Annotated in this window: 16 protein-coding genes; 11 read left to right on the forward strand and 5 right to left on the reverse strand. The window is 68.6% G+C overall.

Features of this window, described 5'->3' with window-relative positions:
* Positions 1-2 precede the first annotated feature (2 nt).
* Positions 3-425: an NAD(+)--rifampin ADP-ribosyltransferase gene (gene arr, locus ACIRCZ_RS09660; RefSeq protein ID WP_055898106.1), complete on the forward strand. Its 423-nt coding sequence runs from the start codon at positions 3-5 to the stop codon at positions 423-425.
* A 33-nt stretch (positions 426-458) separates the two neighbouring features.
* On the opposite strand, the gene ACIRCZ_RS09665 is transcribed toward arr, so the two are convergent.
* The gene (locus ACIRCZ_RS09665; RefSeq protein WP_402852322.1) at positions 459-1,508 is read right to left on the reverse strand and encodes a zinc-dependent alcohol dehydrogenase family protein; all 1,050 of its coding nucleotides are present in this window, start codon (positions 1,506-1,508) and stop codon (positions 459-461) included.
* A 192-nt stretch (positions 1,509-1,700) separates the two neighbouring features.
* On the opposite strand from ACIRCZ_RS09665, the gene ACIRCZ_RS09670 reads away from it, so the two are divergent.
* From ACIRCZ_RS09670 to ACIRCZ_RS09680, 3 genes are all read left to right on the forward strand, one after another.
* Complete coding sequence (locus ACIRCZ_RS09670; protein ID WP_402852325.1) at positions 1,701-2,918, forward strand: imelysin family protein; 1,218 nt, start codon at positions 1,701-1,703, stop codon at positions 2,916-2,918.
* Positions 2,915-4,156 (forward strand): iron uptake transporter deferrochelatase/peroxidase subunit, encoded by a 1,242-nt coding sequence (gene efeB, locus ACIRCZ_RS09675; RefSeq protein WP_402852328.1) that lies wholly within the window; start codon positions 2,915-2,917, stop codon positions 4,154-4,156. Before ACIRCZ_RS09670 ends, efeB begins: the two co-directional genes overlap by 4 nt.
* Positions 4,157-4,218: 62 nt before the next feature.
* Positions 4,219-5,895: a phospholipase C gene (locus tag ACIRCZ_RS09680; protein ID WP_402852331.1), complete on the forward strand. Its 1,677-nt coding sequence runs from the start codon at positions 4,219-4,221 to the stop codon at positions 5,893-5,895.
* A 93-nt stretch (positions 5,896-5,988) separates the two neighbouring features.
* Here the strand turns inward: ACIRCZ_RS09680 and ACIRCZ_RS09685 are convergent, their stop codons facing one another.
* Both ACIRCZ_RS09685 and ACIRCZ_RS09690 read right to left on the reverse strand, forming a co-directional pair.
* Entirely contained in the window at positions 5,989-8,148 is a 2,160-nt protein-coding gene (locus tag ACIRCZ_RS09685) for an ATP-dependent Clp protease ATP-binding subunit (protein ID WP_402852334.1), read from the reverse strand.
* 130 nt (positions 8,149-8,278) lie between these two features.
* On the reverse strand, positions 8,279-9,169 hold the full coding sequence (locus ACIRCZ_RS09690; protein WP_402852337.1) for a hypothetical protein: 891 nt from the start codon (positions 9,167-9,169) through the stop codon (positions 8,279-8,281).
* A gap of 138 nt (positions 9,170-9,307) precedes the next feature.
* On the opposite strand from ACIRCZ_RS09690, the gene ACIRCZ_RS09695 reads away from it, so the two are divergent.
* Genes ACIRCZ_RS09695 through ACIRCZ_RS09710 form a run of 4 tightly spaced genes read left to right on the forward strand, consistent with a single transcriptional unit; the run spans position 9,308 to position 11,662 of the window.
* The gene (locus tag ACIRCZ_RS09695) at positions 9,308-9,691 is read left to right on the forward strand and encodes a PadR family transcriptional regulator (protein WP_055898092.1); all 384 of its coding nucleotides are present in this window, start codon (positions 9,308-9,310) and stop codon (positions 9,689-9,691) included.
* A 2-nt stretch (positions 9,692-9,693) separates the two neighbouring features.
* Positions 9,694-10,086: a DUF1048 domain-containing protein gene (locus ACIRCZ_RS09700; RefSeq protein WP_055898090.1), complete on the forward strand. Its 393-nt coding sequence runs from the start codon at positions 9,694-9,696 to the stop codon at positions 10,084-10,086.
* A complete protein-coding gene (locus tag ACIRCZ_RS09705; protein WP_402852342.1) occupies positions 10,083-10,901 on the forward strand; it encodes an ABC transporter ATP-binding protein in 819 nt (272 codons plus the stop codon). Before ACIRCZ_RS09700 ends, ACIRCZ_RS09705 begins: the two co-directional genes overlap by 4 nt.
* The gene (locus ACIRCZ_RS09710) at positions 10,898-11,662 is read left to right on the forward strand and encodes an ABC transporter permease (protein ID WP_402852345.1); all 765 of its coding nucleotides are present in this window, start codon (positions 10,898-10,900) and stop codon (positions 11,660-11,662) included. The genes ACIRCZ_RS09705 and ACIRCZ_RS09710 overlap by 4 nt, the downstream gene beginning before the upstream one ends.
* Positions 11,663-11,741: 79 nt before the next feature.
* Here ACIRCZ_RS09710 and ACIRCZ_RS09715 read toward each other — a convergent pair whose 3' ends face one another.
* Complete coding sequence (locus ACIRCZ_RS09715) at positions 11,742-13,397, reverse strand: MFS transporter (RefSeq protein ID WP_402852348.1); 1,656 nt, start codon at positions 13,395-13,397, stop codon at positions 11,742-11,744.
* Positions 13,394-14,407 carry a glutaminase A gene (gene glsA, locus ACIRCZ_RS09720; RefSeq protein WP_402852351.1) on the reverse strand — a complete coding sequence of 338 codons (1,014 nt, stop codon included), beginning with the start codon at positions 14,405-14,407 and terminating at the stop codon, positions 13,394-13,396. The genes ACIRCZ_RS09715 and glsA overlap by 4 nt, the downstream gene beginning before the upstream one ends.
* Before the next feature lie 189 nt (positions 14,408-14,596).
* Here glsA and ACIRCZ_RS09725 point away from each other — a divergent pair, with 189 nt between their 5' ends.
* From ACIRCZ_RS09725 to ACIRCZ_RS09735, 3 genes are all read left to right on the forward strand, one after another.
* Positions 14,597-15,772, forward strand: a complete 1,176-nt coding sequence (locus tag ACIRCZ_RS09725) for an adenosylhomocysteinase (protein ID WP_402852354.1) — start codon at positions 14,597-14,599, stop codon at positions 15,770-15,772.
* Positions 15,772-16,464 carry an IclR family transcriptional regulator gene (locus ACIRCZ_RS09730; protein WP_402852357.1) on the forward strand — a complete coding sequence of 231 codons (693 nt, stop codon included), beginning with the start codon at positions 15,772-15,774 and terminating at the stop codon, positions 16,462-16,464. The genes ACIRCZ_RS09725 and ACIRCZ_RS09730 overlap by 1 nt, the downstream gene beginning before the upstream one ends.
* A gap of 127 nt (positions 16,465-16,591) precedes the next feature.
* Positions 16,592-16,960 (forward strand): hypothetical protein, encoded by a 369-nt coding sequence (locus ACIRCZ_RS09735; protein WP_235500573.1) that lies wholly within the window; start codon positions 16,592-16,594, stop codon positions 16,958-16,960.
* Positions 16,961-16,984 lie beyond the last annotated feature (24 nt).

The raw sequence follows: 16,984 nt of genomic DNA on the forward strand, positions 1-16,984 counted from the left end.
CTGTGAGCGCAGCGCAGGAATCAGGGCCGTTCTACCACGGCACCACGGCCGATCTCCTGGCCGGGGATCTCCTCTCGCCAGGGTTCCCGTCCAACTACCGGCCCGATGTCATCATGAACCACATCTACTTCACCGCGCTGCGAGACGGCGCCGGCCTCGCGGCAGAACTCGCCGCAGAGCTCGCGCCAGACCATCGCGAGCCACGGGTCTACCTCGTCGAGCCGACGGGCGGCTTCGAGGACGACCCGAACGTCACAGACAAGAAGTTCCCTGGCAACCCGACGCGCTCGTACCGCAGCGCCGAACCCATCCGGGTCATCGCCGAGGTCACCGACTGGACCAGGCTCACCTCCGAAGCGCTGCAACAGTGGCGCGACCGGCTCACCGGACTCCCACCGGAATCGCGCGGCGAGATCGTCAACTGACCAACGAACCGTAGGTCGACACCGGTCTGCTCCTTACGGCCGCAGGAGCACCTTGATAGCGCGGCGCTCATCCATCGCCGCGTACGCCTCTGCCGCCGCGGACAGCGGGAGCTCCAGGTCGAAGACGCGGCCGGGGTCGATGGCGCCGGACCAGACGTCCTGGAGCAGCTCCTCCACGTAGTTGCGCACGGGAGCGACGCCCCCGTTGACGCCGACGTTGTTGTTGAACAGCGGACGGACGGGCAGCTCGGGGCCGCCGTTGGGCACGCCGACGTAGCCGACCATTCCGCCAGGGCGGGCAGAGCGGATCGCCTGGTCCATCGACTCCTTGGTGCCGACCGCCTCGAGCACGCAGTCTGCGCCGATCCCGTCGAGCAGTTCCTTCACGGCCGCGACTCCGGCGTCGCCGCGCTCGGCGATGATGTCGGTCGCGCCGAACGCACGCGCCAGCTCCTGGCGGGACTCGTGCCTCGACATGGCAACGATGCGCGATGCCCCGAGGCGAGCGGACGCGAGCACAGCGCACAGCCCGACCGCGCCGTCTCCGACGACGACGACCGTGCTGCCCTTCGTCACGCCGGCCGAGACGGCGGCGTGGTGACCGGTGCCCATCACATCCGACAGCGTCAGCAGGCTCGGGATGAGCTCGTCGCGCGGGTACTCCGGCGTCGCGACGAGCGAACCGTCGGCGTGCGGCACGCGTACCTTCTGGCCCTGGCCGCCGTCCGCGAACCCGCCGAGCTTGTCGTCGGAGCCCCACCATCCACCGTGCAGGCAGGAGGTGCTGACACCGTTCTTGCAGTTGACGCAGGTCATGTCGCAGTCGTAGAACGGCGCGATGACGAAGTCGCCAGGCGCGATCGTCGTGACCTCCGGCCCGACCTCCTCGACGACACCGACGAACTCGTGCCCGATGCGGTGCGCCTCGTGCGTCGGCGTGACGCCGCGGTACGGCCACAGGTCGGACCCGCAGACGCAGGCAGCGACGACGCGCACGATGGCGTCGCCGCCGGTCGACAGCACGGGGTCGGGGACCTCTTCGACGCGGATGTCCTTTTCACCGTGGATGACTGTTGCAAGCATGGGAGAAAGCCTACGCCGCGCCCAGTGGCGCCGAGCACACCCGTCCCCCGTTCGGGGCACGGATGGTGACGGCCTGGTGAACAACGCGTGAAGCGCCGACCAGGGGATGCGCGACCCTCCTAACATCGCTCCTGCCGGTTCGGTCCGGCTCAGCCGTCCCCGCCCGCCCATCCGCCAGGAGGCCGTGAGTCCATGTCGAAGCGCTCCAGACTCGCAGTGTTCTTCGCTGCGCTCGGAGCCCTGGTGGTCATCGCGGTGGTGGTCACGGTCGCGGTGAGGTCGCAGAGCGCGCAGGCCGGCGAGCATCCTGCGTCGTACGCGGTGGCGGCCGACTCCGACGCCTGCGGCGCAGGCTGGGGTGGTCAGGATGCGCCGACGAACGCGTCCGTCCCTGGCGGCGAGCAGACCTTCACGGTGACGAACCACACGGTCGCCGGGATCGAGGTGTACCTGCAGGCCGTCGATTCGAAGAAGGTCTTCCTCGACCTGGAGGGCCTCGGCGCAGGCGCGCACGCCACAGCGCGGGTGACGATCGGCGCAGGACGCTACCGGTTCGTCTGTCTTCCTGCCGACGCCGACCCCGTGCACGGACCAACCGTCTCGGTCGGGCCGGCTCCGCCGTCCGCTCAGCTCACGCCGGGGGTCGTGCCTGTGACCAGGAACGACCTCATCCCGGTGGCCAAGACGTACACGACCTGGGTGGCGTCGCGCATCCCCGTGCTGCAACGACAGGTGGCCGAGCTCGGCACCGACACCGCGGAGGGCGACTTAGCGGCGGCACGCCGCGACTGGCTCAGCGCCCACCTCACTTATGAGACCCTCGGTGCAGCGTACGACGCGTTCGGGGACACCGGCGATGCCATCGACGGCCTGCCCGCGCCGGGCACCACCGCGCTCACCGACTCCGACCTCACCGGGTTCCACCGCATCGAGGCCCTGCTGTGGTCCGGTGCTCCTGCTACGCAGGTGGCGGATGCAGTCTCCGCACTGTCCGCGTCGGTCGCCACGCTCGCCTCCACGATCGCCGACGCCGAGATCGACCCTGGCGCCATCGGCCTGCGGGCGCACGAGATCGTCGAGAACGCCCTGCAGTTCGAGCTGACGGGCGACGCCGACGCCGCATCTGGGACAGAGCTGGCCACGGTCGACGCCAACCTCAGCGGCGCGTCTGCCGCCCTGGCGCCGCTCACGAGCATCCTGAGCAGCCGCTACGACGGGATGACCGCGACCACGGCGTCGATCGCTGCGACGCAGAAGCTGATCGAGTCGTTTCGGGCCGCCGACGGCAGCTGGCGTCCGCTCTCGTCGCTCAGCCGCGCGGAACGAGAGCGGGTCGACGGCGCGGTGGACGGGACGCTGGAGCTGCTCGCTCCCGTTGCGGCGATCTGCGACATCCGGAGGGAAGCATGAGCGGGATCGGACGGCGGGACTTCCTGCAGGCAGCAGCGGGCGCGGCGGTGGGCGCCGGTGCGGTCGCGGGGGTCGGTGCAGTCGCGGGGGTCGGTGCGGTCGCGGGCGCGCAAGCTGCTGCGGCGGGGACGGCCCGCACCGGCTACCCGTTCCACGGCACGCACCAGCAGGGCATCCTCACTCCTCCCCAGCGGGCCGCGGCGTTCGTGGCACTCGACGCGACGACCGCGAACAGGGCCGAACTCGCGGACCTGCTCAAGACGGTCACCGAGCGCGCCGCCTTTCTCACCACGGGAGGCACCCCGCCCGACCCGGGGCTCACCGCGCCGCCGCGCGACTCCGGCATCCTCGGCCCGACCGTCGTTCCCGACAGTCTCACCGTGACCCTCTCGGTCGGCGCCTCGCTGTTCGACGAGCGGTTCGGGCTGGCGAGCGCCAAGCCGGCGCGCCTGCGCACAATGGAGGACTTCGCCAACGACGCGCTCCGCCGCGAGGTCTGCGACGGCGACCTGCTGCTCCAGGTCTGCGCTGACGACCGGGACGCCGTCACCCACGCTGTGCGCGAGATCACGCGCGCCACCAGGGGAGGGATGCAGGTGCGCTGGCGGCAGGACGGCTTCATCTCCCCGCCGCGTCCGTCCGGGACGCCGCGCAACCTCATGGGGTTCAAGGACGGCACGAGCAACCCGGCCACCACGGACGCGAAGTGCATGGCCGACCTCGTCTGGGCGCGCGCAGGCGGAGCAGAGCCCGGCTGGGTCGCCGGCGGGAGCTATCACGTGGTGCGGCTCATCCGGATGCTCGTCGAGTTCTGGGACAGAGTCAACCTGCACGAGCAGGAGAACATGATCGGCCGGCGCCGCGACACCGGGGCGCCGCTCACCCGCTCGTACGAACACGACGACCCGCACTACGAGCTCGACCCGACGGGCGACGTCATCCAGCTGGATGCGCACATCCGCCTCGCCAATCCGCACACGACGGCCACCGCGAACCAGCGCATGCTCCGGCGGGCATACAACTACGACGCCGGGCTCGACGCCAATGGCGACCTCGACATGGGACTCATCTTCACGGCGTTCAACCAGGACCTCGAACGCCAGTTCGTGACAGTGCAGAAGCGGCTCGCCGACGAGCCGCTGACGGACTACATCTCGCCGTTCGGCGGCGGCTACTACTTCGCGTTACCCGGCGCGCGGAACTCCGGCGACTGGCTGGGCAGCGGAATGCTCGCCTGACACCGGTGACAGAGCTCGGCGCATCCCGTGCCGACGACCAACACACAAAGGAAGAAGGAATCGTGTTCAGACCATCACGTCTGCACCGCTCCAGGACGGTGGGCCGCGCCGGTCTCGCCGTCGTCGGCGCCGTCGCTCTCGTCGGCGCCGGGCTCCTGACGGTCGCGCCAGCGACCGCGGACACCTCGCACTCGTCGTTCACGCTCACGCCGATCAAGCACCTTGTCGTCATCTTCGACGAGAACGTGTCGTTCGACCACTACTTCGGCACGTACCCCTCCGCGGCCAACACGGACGGAACATCCTTCACCGCCGCCAAGGGAACACCGAAGGTGAACAACCTCGTCACCTCCGGCACGCTCGCCAGCAACCCCAACCTGTACCCGCCGAAGCGACTCGCATCCACCCAGGCCGTGACCTGCGACCAGAACCACAGCTACGCGGCCGAGCAGCAGGCGGTCGACGCGGGCAAGATGGACCTCTTCGTTCAGAAGACGTCGACGGACACCTGCACCGGCCAGTTCGGAGCACCAGGTCTCGCCATGGACTACTACGACGGCAACACCGTCACCGGTCTGTGGAACTACGCCCAGAACTATGCCATGAGCGACAACAGCTGGGACACCACGTTCGGCCCGTCGACCCCCGGCGCGCTCAACCTCATCTCCGGCCAGACCCACGGAGGCACCGCGTACGACCCGAAGACAGGGGCGACGCTGACCGCATCCACCGCAGTTCAGTCGCCCAGCGCATCCGGAGTCGGCACGGTGATCGGCGACCCCGACCCCGCATACGACGACTGCTCGGACAACGACCACACGTCGACGTCGGCCGTGGTCGGGATGGCGGGCAAGAACATCGGCGACCTGCTCAACAACCGCGGGGTGACCTGGGGCTGGTTCCAGGGCGGCTTCACGCCGACCACGTCCTGGGACGGCACGGCAGGCCACTACGCGAAGTGCGACGCCGTGACGGCGAACATCGCGGGGGCGACGCCGAAGGACTACTCGCCGCACCACTCGCCGTTCCAGTACTACAAGTCCACGTCCAACCCGCACCACCTTCCGCCGACCTCGACGAAGGCGATCGGGCACACCGACCAGGCCAACCACCAGTACGACCTCACGTCGTTCGACGCGGCGCTGAAGTCGAACAACCTGCCGTCGGTGTCGTTCCTGAAGGCGCCGGAGGCGCAGGACGGGCACGCGTCGTACTCCGATCCGATCGACGAGCAGAAGTTCCTCGTCAACGAGATCAACGCCATCCAGAAGTCGAGCTCCTGGTCGAGCACGGCGGTCGTGCTCGCCTATGACGACTCCGACGGCTGGTACGACCACGTCGCCCCGAAGGTCACCAACGGCTCTGCGGATGCGGCTGTCGACTCCGCCGTGTGCACGTCGGTCTCGCACACGGCCGGTGGATACGCCGACCGCTGCGGGCCGAGCCAGCGCCTTCCGCTCGTCGTGATCTCGCCGTACGCGGCGCAGAACAAGGTCGACCACACGCCGACGGATCAGACCTCCGTGCTGCGCTTCATCGAGAACAACTGGCTCACCGGCCGGATCGGCGACGCGTCATTCGACGCACGCGCCGGATCGCTCGGCGGCCTGTTCGACTGGTTCCGGCCGCAGCAGCGCGAGGTGCTGCTCTCGCCGACGACCGGAGCCGTGACCGCCGTCGTGCCGACGCGCGGGCACTGGCCCACGCCTCCGCGGAACGGGTGGTCGACGCAGCCGTAGGCACCGCTGAGCGCAGCAATCGAGCCCAGGCTCACTCACCCGTCACGCCGGAGCGTGCGGTGAGAGCCTGGGCTCGATGGTCGCGGGTTGTCGCTACTCCCGCACAGGTGCGACCGTGAGGTGATCGCCCGTTTCGGCGAGGTCGACGCGCACGAGGTCGCCGTCGCGGATCTCGCCGGACAGCAGCTCGGTGGCCAGGCGGTCGTCGATCTCGCGCTGCATCAGGCGACGCAGCGGCCTTGCACCGTAGATCGGGTCGTAGCCGCGCTCGGCGAGCCAGCGGCGAGCATCCGGGGTCACCGCCAGTTCCAGGCGGCGCTCCTGCAGCCTGCGCATCAGCCGGTCGATGTTGAGCTCCACGATCTCACCGAGCTCCTCCTTGTCGAGCGCCGAGAACACCACGATGTCGTCGAGGCGGTTCACGAACTCCGGCTTGAAGGCCTGGCGGACCATCTGCAGCACCGCCTCCTCCTTCTCGGTGTCGTTCAGGGTCGGGTCGACCAGGAACTGGCTGCCGAGGTTGGAGGTGAGGATCAGGATGGCGTTGCGGAAGTCGACCGTGCGGCCCTGGCCGTCGGTGAGGCGACCGTCGTCGAGCACCTGCAGCAGCACATCGAAGACCTCGGGATGCGCCTTCTCCACCTCGTCCAGCAGGATCACCGAGTACGGGCGACGGCGCACGGCCTCGGTCAGCTGACCTCCCTGCTCGTAACCGACATAGCCGGGAGGAGCGCCGACGAGCCTGGACACGGAGAACTTCTCCCCGTACTCGCTCATGTCGATGCGCACCATCGACTTCTCGTCGTCGAACAGGAACGCCGCGAGTGCCTTCGCCAGCTCCGTCTTGCCGACGCCGGTCGGCCCGAGGAACAGGAACGAGCCCGTGGGCCGGTCCGGGTCGGAGATGCCGGCCCTTGTGCGACGAACAGCATCCGCCACAGCAGCGACGGCCTTCTTCTGGCCGATGATGCGGCGGCCGAGCTCCCCTTCGAGCTGCAGCAGCTTCTCCGTCTCGCCCTGGGTGAGCCTGTCGACGGGGATGCCCGTCCACGCGGCCACCACGGCGGCGATGTCATCGGCCGTGACCTGCTCGTTGACCATGCGCGGCTGGTCGGGGTGCTGCTCGGCGCTCTCCGCCTCCGCGAGCTCCCGCTCGATGCCGGGGATGGTCTCGTACTCGATGCGCGACGCCTCCTGGTATCGGCCGTCCCGCAGCGCGAGGTCGCGCTTGGTCTTGGCCTCCTCCAGCTGCGAGCGCAGTTCGCCGACGCGGTTCAGCGACGCCTTCTCCGCGCGCCACCGCTCCTGCAGCTCCGCCAGCTCGGACTCCTGCTGACGCAGCCGCTCGCGCAACTGCTCCAGCCGCTCCTTGCTCGCCTCGTCCTTCTCTTTCTTCAGCGCGAACTCTTCGAGCTTCATCCGCTCGACCACGCGCTGGAGGGTGTCGATCTCGACGGGAGCGGAGTCGATCTCCATCTTGAGCCTGCTCGCGGCCTCGTCGATGAGGTCGATCGCCTTGTCCGGCAGCTGCCTGGCGGTGATATACCTGTTCGACAGGGAGGCGGCAGCGACCAGCGCGGAGTCCTCGATCGTGACCCCGTGGTGCGCCTCGTAGCGCCCCTTGAGCCCGCGAAGGATCGCGATGGTGTCCTCGACGCTCGGCTCGCCGACGTAGACCTGCTGGAAGCGGCGCTCCAGGGCCGCGTCCTTCTCGATGAACTCGCGGTACTCGTTGAGGGTCGTCGCGCCGATCAGGCGCAGCTCACCGCGGGCGAGCATCGGCTTGAGCATGTTGGAGGCGGCGACAGAGCCCTCTCCGCCGCCTGCGCCCATCAGGATGTGCAGCTCGTCGACGAAGGTGATGATCTCGCCCTCCGCGTCGTTGATCTCCTTGAGCACGGCCTTCAGCCGTTCCTCGAACTGTCCGCGATACATGGCCCCTGCCACGAGCGCGGAGAGGTCGAGCGAGACGAGCTGCTTCCCCTTGAGCGAGTCGGCGACGTCGCCGGCGACGATGCGCTGGGCCAGCCCTTCGACCACGGCCGTCTTGCCGACGCCGGGCTCGCCGATGAGCACCGGGTTGTTCTTGGTGCGTCGCGTGAGCACCTGGCTGACGCGACGGATTTCCGCATCCCGGCCGATGACCGGGTCGAGCTTCCCGCTCTTGGCGATCTCCGTGAGGTTGACGCCGTACTGTTCGAGCGCACTCTTCTGCTCCTCCTGAGTGGAGGGCGCGCCTTGCATGTTCGCCATTCGTGTCCTTTCCTCGGTCGGGCAAACTTGAGTCTACTAGGCTCAACTTTGTTTCGCACCCCTGTATTCCAGGAAAAAGCACGATTTTCGAGGAGGCCGCGCGAGCGAGCACGGCCAGCGGATGCGCGGCCTACCGCCCGTTCATCCGCAGCACCGCCACCGCGTTCGCCGTGACATAGCCGCGCCAGTCGAGCGCCGCGGCCGGCGAGTAGCTGGCGTAGTCGACGTCCCACCCGCCGTCCGCCAGCTGACCGCCCTCCAGCCGGTCGAGGTCGCGGGCGACCGCGGCGGGGTCGAGCAGCTCGCGGACCGGACGGCCGGGCTCCGGCGCGTAGTCGAGCAGGTGCAGCGTCTCGCCCTCCGACCCGCCGTCGACGGGCACGGCGCCATCGCCAGGAACGTACCTGCCCAGGTGGGCGAACAGGTCGCGCGCCTCCGGCTGGGAGTCCGCTGCCGCATCCAGGAGCTGCAGCGAGAACGAGAGCACGTACGCGAACGGCGCCGTGTCGATGCGACCGATCGCATCGAAGCAGTAACGCATCGCGGCCTGAAGCCAGGGGTGGTCGAGCACGGTGGCGTCCTGTCTGGCCACCCGATGCGCTCGCGCTGCGATCGCTGCGGTGATCTGCAGCGAGGACTCCGTGGGGTCCGCCTGCGCCCAGAACGGCGCGCAGGCGGTGGTGTCGGCGATCGGCAGGGCGAACGGGAGGCCGCCGTCCGGGAGCGTCGCCGCATCCAGCCAGTCGAGCAGGCTGCCGAGGTGGGGAGTCGCGACGGGCGCGGCGTCCGCGATCACCTCGAGTGCGTGCTGCGCGCCTCCCGGCTGACTCTCGGTCGCCCGCAGATCGGGCTCGAGCCCCCATCCGTATCCCCCGTCGGCGTTGCGGTATCCATCGAGGGCGGCGACGAGCGCGCGCTTGGCGGCGTCTCCACCTCCTGTCGCCGCCTCGAAACGGCGGCGGTCGAGGACGCGGGCGTGCGCGGCCATGAACGATGCGGCGCTGGTCAGGTCGATGCTCATGCCTCGACACTGCCACGCCATCGAGTTCCGCGTCGCACCGCCGCGAAAATCTCTTTGCTATTCAGTCTTGCTAACTACCGGTACTCGGCGTTACTATCTACCAGTACCAAGCACCACTGAGTAGCAAGGAGGAGTGCCATGGGCAAACAAGCGACAGAGATGCTCAAGGGAACACTCGAGGGCATCGTCCTGGCCATCCTGGCCGGGCGGTCGGCATACGGCTACGAGATCACCGCGTGGCTGAGGGACCAGGGCTTCTCCGACATCGCCGAGGGCACCATCTACGCCCTGCTCGTCCGCATCGAGCAGCGCGGCCTCGTGGATGTGGAGAAGGTGCCGTCCGAGAAGGGCCCGCCCCGCAAGGTGTACTCCCTCAACAGCCAGGGCAGGGAGTACCTCGAGGAGTTCTGGACCACCTGGAGCTTCCTGGCCGAACGACTGGAGCGGCTGAGGAGCACGGGCCGGACCGACGAGCAGACGCACGAACAGACACACGAACAGACCGAGACAGAAGGACAGTAGCAATGGTTGCGAAGTGGATCGAAGCCCTCACAGGCTCGCTCGAACAGAAAAAGCAGTACAAGCAGGCCGTCGCCCGCGTCGACGCCCTCCCCGAGCCGTACCGCAGCTCGGCGAAGGCGGTCAACCGGTACTTCATGTACTACGGCGGCATCACGGACGGAGACACGCTGGTCACGATGATCAGCGACCACACCGACCTCTGGGAACGCGCGGCCATCGACGGAACGCCTGTCCGCGACATCGTCGGCGACGACCCGGTGGAGTTCGCCGAGACGTTCGCGGCGTCGTACTCCGGCACCCAGTGGATCGACAAGGAGCGCGCCCGCCTCACCAAGGCGATCGACGCGGCGATCAGCGGCACGGCAGTTCCAGACGACAAGGAGACAGACGAATGAGCACGACGACCACCCCTGCCCCGGCCATCCGGGTGCAGGGCATCGAGAAGTCCTTCAAAGATCTGAGCGTGCTGCGCGGCGTCGACTTCGACGTGGCAGCGGGGAGCATCTTCGCCCTGCTCGGCTCGAACGGCGCAGGCAAGACGACCCTGGTGCGCATCCTGTCGACCCTGTTGAAGGCCGATGGCGGCAGCGCGACGGTCTCCGGCTTCGACGTGGCCACCAAGCCGGGAGACGTGCGCGAGTCCATCAGCCTCACCGGACAGTTCGCTGCAGTGGATGAGGTCCTCACCGGACGGGAGAACCTCATCCTGGTCGCCCGGTTGCGCCACCTGAAGAACCCGGGGGGCATCGCAGACGACCTGCTCGCCCGCTTCTCGCTCACCGACGCCGGCAACCGCAAGGCGGCGACATACTCCGGAGGGATGCGCCGTCGCCTGGACATCGCGATGAGCCTGATCGGCAACCCGCCCGTCATCTTCCTCGACGAGCCGACGACCGGGCTCGACCCGCAGGCACGCATCGAGGTGTGGCAGACGGTCAAGCAGCTCGCAGGACAGGGCACCACGGTGCTGCTCACCACGCAGTACCTCGACGAAGCGGAACAGCTCGCCGACCGCATCGCGATCCTGCACAAGGGCACGATCATCCAGAACGGAACGCTCGCCGAGCTCAAGCAGCTCCTCCCGGCCGCGAAGGTCGAGTACGTGGAGAAGCAGCCGTCGCTCGAGGACGTGTTCCTCGCGCTCGTCGGCGAGACGGGCGAGACCGAGACAGAAACCACCACCGAAACCGCAGGAAAGGAAAACCGATGACCACCCACGTCCTCAGCGACACCGGCGTTCTGACCGGTCGTTCGCTGCGCCACATCCTCCGCAGCCCAGACACGATCATCACCACCGTGATCACGCCGATCGCGCTGATGCTGCTCTTCGTCTACGTGCTCGGCGGCGCCATCCACACCGGCTCCGACGAGTCGTACGTCAACTACATGCTCCCCGGGATCCTGCTGATCACGATCGCCTCCGGGGTCGCGTACACCGCGTACCGGCTGTTCCTCGACCTGCAGGGCGGCATCTTCGAGCGGTTCCAGTCCATGCCGATCTCACGGTCGAGCGCGCTCTGGGGGCACGTGCTCACCTCGCTCGCCGCCAACCTGGTCTCCGTCGCCGTCGTCATCGGCGTCGCCCTGATCATGGGCTTCCGCACCGGGGCGTCGGTCGGCGCGTGGCTCGCGGTCGCGGGCATCCTGATCCTGTTCACCCTCGCGCTGACCTGGATCGCCGTGATCGCCGGCCTCTCGGCGAAGACGGTGGACGGGGCGAGCGGCTTCAGCTACCCGCTGATCTTCCTGCCGTTCATCAGCTCGGCGTTCGTCCCGACGGAGACGATGCCGGCCCCCGTCGCCTGGTTCGCGGAGAACCAGCCGGTGACCTCCATCGTCAACACCATCCGGGCACTGTTCGCACAGCAGCCGGTGGGGGCGGACATCTGGGTCGCACTGGCCTGGCTCGTCGGCATCCTCGTCGTCGCCTACGGCTTCGCCATCGTGATCTACCGACGCAAGATCAGCTGATCGCGTCGATCGGCAGTCGAGTCCGGACTTGTGCACGCGACACTCCAGGGTGTCGCGTGCACAAGTCCGGACTCGATTGTCAGTCGGCGGTGAGGGCGGACGGAGACGGGGATGCGGCCGGAGACGGGTCGGGGAGCTCGTGCGGGCGGTAGCGCGGGAGGCGCACCGCCGGGATGATCGCGACCGCGCTCACACCGGCGAGCAGCAGGAGCCCGAGCCGGAGGGCGTTGAGACGGGAGTCCTCGTTGATCTGCACAGCCGCATCCACTTGGGCGGGGGTGGCGTCGGTCTTCGAGAGGACCTCCCGGAGACGGTCGTTGCTGACGAAGTTGACGCTGTCGAGGTCCACCTGCGACGTGAGCGACTTCGGCAGGTCCGGATGCGCGATCACGGCCTGCCCGACGTTCAGCCCGAGGATGGTGACGAGCAGCGCGCCCGCGAAGGCCGTGCCGACCGCCGACGCGAGGTTCTGCGTCGTACCGCGCACGGAGCCGACATCGCCGGCCAGCTCCTTCGGAGACGCGGTGACCAGCACATTGAACACCAGCGTGACCAGCGCACCCTGCCCGACGCCGAACACGATCAGACCGAGGATGGTCGGGAACGTCTCCCAGTTGTTCGTCACGACGAACGACAGCCAGACCAGGGCCGCCGTCGTCAGCACGAAGGAGAAGATGCCGATGGTCCGCGGGCTGTACCTGCGGTAGAACCGCACGACGAGTGTCGCGGTGACGAACACCGTCAGGTTGAACGGGATCATCGCCAACGAGGTGTCGAACGGTGTCCGCCCCTGCACGATCTGCGTGTAGAGCGGGATGGTGAAGTTGATGGCGGCCTCGAGCAGCACGATGATGAACATCGCGTACACCGCGGAGCGCTCCCGAGACGAGCGCAGGACGCTCAGCGCGATCAGCGGGACCTTCCCGGTCTTGGTGCGGCGGCGGGTCCACAGGAAGAACGCCTGGCCGAGCACGATGCCGACGACGATGAAGACGATGGCGGGGGACAGCCCGAGGATGTCGAACGGCGCATCCGGTCGCGCCTCGAGGATGCCCCAGGCGTTCAGGTTGTTGAAGCCCAGCGTGAGCAGCACGATGCCGAGACCGATCAGCACGGCGCCGACGATGTCGATCTTGATGCTGCTGTCTCCGCGATCCGACCGCAGCGAGAAGCTGAGGATGAACACCACGACGGCCAGCACCACCAGGATGGCGAACACCGGACGCCAGCCCACCAGCGTTCCGAGCGCGCCGCCGATGAAGAAGGCGCTGAAGCCGGAGATCGCCCTGGCCGATCCGAGCGAGCCGATGGCCGTCGCCTGCTGCGTTCCGCGGTAGTTCTCGGCGATCAGGGCGACGAGCGCCGGCACGATGATCGCGGCGGACGCACCGGCGAGCGCCTGGGCACCGATCACCCAGCCGACGGTCGGCGCGAAGATCATCAGCACCTCCGCGAGGGCGAACAGGCCGATCACGATGCGGAAGATCAGCACCCAGCCGACCCGCTGCCCGAGCTTGGCGCCGACCATCACCAGCGCGGCGACCGCGATGCCGTACATGACGATCGCGGTGCTGACGGTGGTCGGAGGCACGCCGAAGTCGTCCACCATGCCGCCGAGCGACACGGGCAGCGCAGCGACGTTGAACGACATCAGGATCTGCGCGCAGAACAGCGCGATCATCGGCCGCCAGGACGCCTTCTCGATCGCCGGAGCGTTCGTCTCTGCTGTGGTCATCTGTCCTGTCCTTCTGCTGGGTGGTGCACGTCCGACGAGAAGAGGTTCAGCCCGAGGCTGCGCGAGAGGAACGCCGTCGCGCGCTGACCCCTGACGCTGTTGCCCGCCGCATCCAACGGGGGAGAGAATGTGCCGATGCCCGCCTTGCCGGGCGCGATGGCGACCAGGCCGCCCGCGACGCCGGACTTGCCGGGCATCCCGATCTCGAACAACCACTCCCCCGACCGCTCGTACAATCCGCTCGCGGCCATCACCGAGAGCGTGTCGCGGCAGACGTGAGCCGAGACCACGCGCTCGCCCGTGACGGGATTGACGCCGCCGTCCGCGAGGGTGGCGCCCATCACCGCGAGGTCGCGAGCCGTCACGAGCAGCGAGCACTGGCGCGTATAGACGTCGACCACCTCGGCCGGGTCGGCGGTGATCCTGCCGTAGCTCTGGAGCAGGCGCGCGATGGCCTGGTTGCGCTGGTTGGTCTCCGTCTCCGATTCGTAGACCGCTGCGTCCAGCTCCAGCCTGCGCCCGGCGAAGCGCGACAGGCCGTCCTGGATGAACGCCCAGCGCGCTTCCGACGTCTGCCCTGGGACGAGGGCGGTCGTGGCGAGCGCACCGGCGTTGACCATCGGGTTCATCGGATGCCCGTCGTTGAGCTCGATGGCCATCACCGAGTTGAAGGCGAGTCCGGTGTTGTTCACTCCGACGCGTTCGAGCGCCAGCTCGTGCCCCAGCTCGTCGCAGACCAGCGCGTACACGAACGCTTTCGAGATGGACTGGATGGAGAACGCGTGGTCGACGTCACCCGCTCCGTGCGTTGCGCCGTCGACCTCGGCGACGCAGACGCCGAAGAGCGCAGGGTCGGCGGCGGCCAGCGCCGGGATGTAGTCGGCGACCGTTCCCGAGGTGACACCGGCGTTGCGCGCGTGAGCCTTCTGCACCAGGGCTTCGACATCGTCCCACCCGGGAAGAGTGCCGGTGGAGACCCGTTCGGCGACTCCGTCCACATCCAGTTCCACGTGGGTTCCCCTCCCCGCGATGCCACGCACGGTCGGTGCAGCGGCATCGGTCTGTCGCGCTCATCCTTTCGCCATTCGGTGGTGCGCGCAACACACATGGCAACGGGTTGCGGCGGGGATGCGCTCGCGCCGGCGGTCATTGAGAGATAGCCTATATGAAAGTCATGTTCACCTACGAAAGTTGAGCCCGTGTCCGAACTCGCCGCTCGCGGAGCATCCCGCACCGCCTGGATCCGCTCCCGGATGCCGCTCCTCGCCGCAGCCAAGACGGAATTCGCCGCATCGCAGCCGTTCGCGGGCCACCGCATCGGGATGTCGCTGCACCTGGAACCAAAGACCGCCGTCCTGCTCGAGGTCCTCGCCGCGGGCGGCGCCGAGATCGTCGCGACGGGCAATCACGGCTCGACGCAGGACGACGTCGTCGCGTTCCTCCGCGAGCAGGGGATGACCGTGCACGGCCGCAGAGACGACACGATCGACGAGCATCACGCCAACGTCGCCGCCGTGATCGCGGCGCGGCCCACCATCCTGCTCGACAACGGCGCAGACCTCGCCGCCGGCATCGTGGAGGCCGGCCTGGCGGAGACGGTCGTCGGCGGCACGGAGGAGACCACGAGCGGCGGCGTCCGGCTGCGGCGCGAGCTGGCCGGCTCCGTGCCGTTCCCGATCATCGTGATCAACGACAGCATGCTCAAGGCGGTCGGCGAGAACCGGCACGGCGTCGGTCAGTCGGTCGTGGAGAGCATCATGAGGATCACGAACCTGATGATCCCTGGCCGCCGCTTCGTGGTGGCGGGATACGGCTGGTGCGGGCGCGGGATCGCGCAGTACCTGCGAGCATTCGGCGGCAAGGTGGCCGTCGCGGAGATCGACGAGCTGAAGATGTTCGAGGCGGCGCTCGACGGCTACCGGGTGGCGCCGCTCGCGGACCTCGCCGACTGGGGAGAGGTGTTCGTCACGGCGACAGGCTTCCCCGACATCGTGACGCCCGACATCATCGACCGGCTCCCGGACGGCGCTGTGCTCGCGAACGCCGGGCACTTCCCCTGGGAGATCGACACCGCAGCCCTCTACGCCTCGGCGAGCGCGGTGACGACCCTGGATGCGGCGATCGAGCAGGTGGACCTGCCGGACGGCCGGTCCATCGTCCTGCTGGCGGAGGGTCGCATGGTGAACCTCGCCGGCCGCGAGCCGAAGGGCAACTCGCTGGAGGCGATGGATCTCGGGTTCCTGCTGCAGTCGCTGTCGCTGGAGCGCGTCGCGACGGCGGCCTCGACGCTGGATGCGGGCGCGCAGCCGGTGCCTGACGACATCGAGCGCACGATCGCCCGGCGGTTCCTGACGGCGATCGGGGCGGATCGATGATGGCTCCGTCTCCTTCTCCGCAGCCCGACTATTCGGTTCCCGCCCTCGACAAGGCCCTCGACATCCTGGAGTATCTGGCGGGCGAGCCTGGGGAGCGATCGCAGACCGAGATCGCTGACGCTGTCGGGCGCAGCGTGAGCCAGATCTTCCGGGTGCTCACCACTCTCGAACGGCGCGGCTATCTCTACCGCGACCGTGCATCCGGTCTCTACGGGGTCTCGCTCGCCCTGTTCGACCTCGCGCACCGGCAGCCGCCCCTGCGCGGGCTGATCCGGCTGGCGATGGGCCCGATGCGCGACCTCGCGGACGCCGTGTCGCAGTCCTGCAACCTCGGCGTGCGCGACGGAGACGCCGTGCGGGTGATCGCCCAGGCGGAGTCGCCGGCGAACTTCGGTTATGCGGTGCGGGTCGGCGCGCTGTTCCCGCTCGACACGGCGGCGGGGCTCGTGCTCACCGGTGCGGGCGGGCGCGGCGACGGTGACGGCGAAGGTGACGTGATCACCCGGCCGGACCCCGTGCAGGACGCGGTGACCGACGTGGTCGCCGCGATCCGGGATGCGACGGGAGCGACGGTCGCGACGCTGACAGTGCCGTACATCGGCACCTCGTACAGCGCGCATCCCCTGGCCGTCGTCGTCGCTGCCGCTCGCGAGACGGCCGCCATTATCTCGGGGCGGGTACAGGGGCGCTGACCGCTCCGTCCGGACGGAGAACTGCGACGCCACGCCGCCGGGATCCCCGTTCGGACGGAGATCGGAGCCGGGCGGAGGCGTTTCTCCGTCGGAACGGATCGGGCGGTCGACCGGAACGGGCGCCCGGGTGCACGATAGAGACGTGGTCGACCCGATGGATGTGCATATCGTGCTGATGGACAGCGCGTCGGCGGCTGCGCTCGCGCAGATCCTGCCCCTGCTGCTGCTGACGCTCATGGTGGAGCTGCGGAGGCTGGAGCTGCACAGACGCGGGAAGTCGATCCGCCTGACGCGCGTGCTGCTCGGCCTGTTCTTCCTCGTCTTCGGCTTCATCGAGTGCGCGCTGGTGCTGTCGATCGACGGCGCGCTCGTGCCGTTCCAGTGGGGCGATCTTCTGGCGTCGCTGGCGATCTTCGGGCTGCTGGCGATCCTGTTCTGGCTGTCACTGCAGGAGTCGCCTTCACGATCGAAGCGCTCCCGCGACGACACTCTCTGATCGCGCGTGCGCGTTCGAGCGCGA

This window comes from Leifsonia sp. NPDC102414, from assembly GCF_044765685.1.
Lineage (GTDB): Bacteria > Actinomycetota > Actinomycetes > Actinomycetales > Microbacteriaceae > Leifsonia.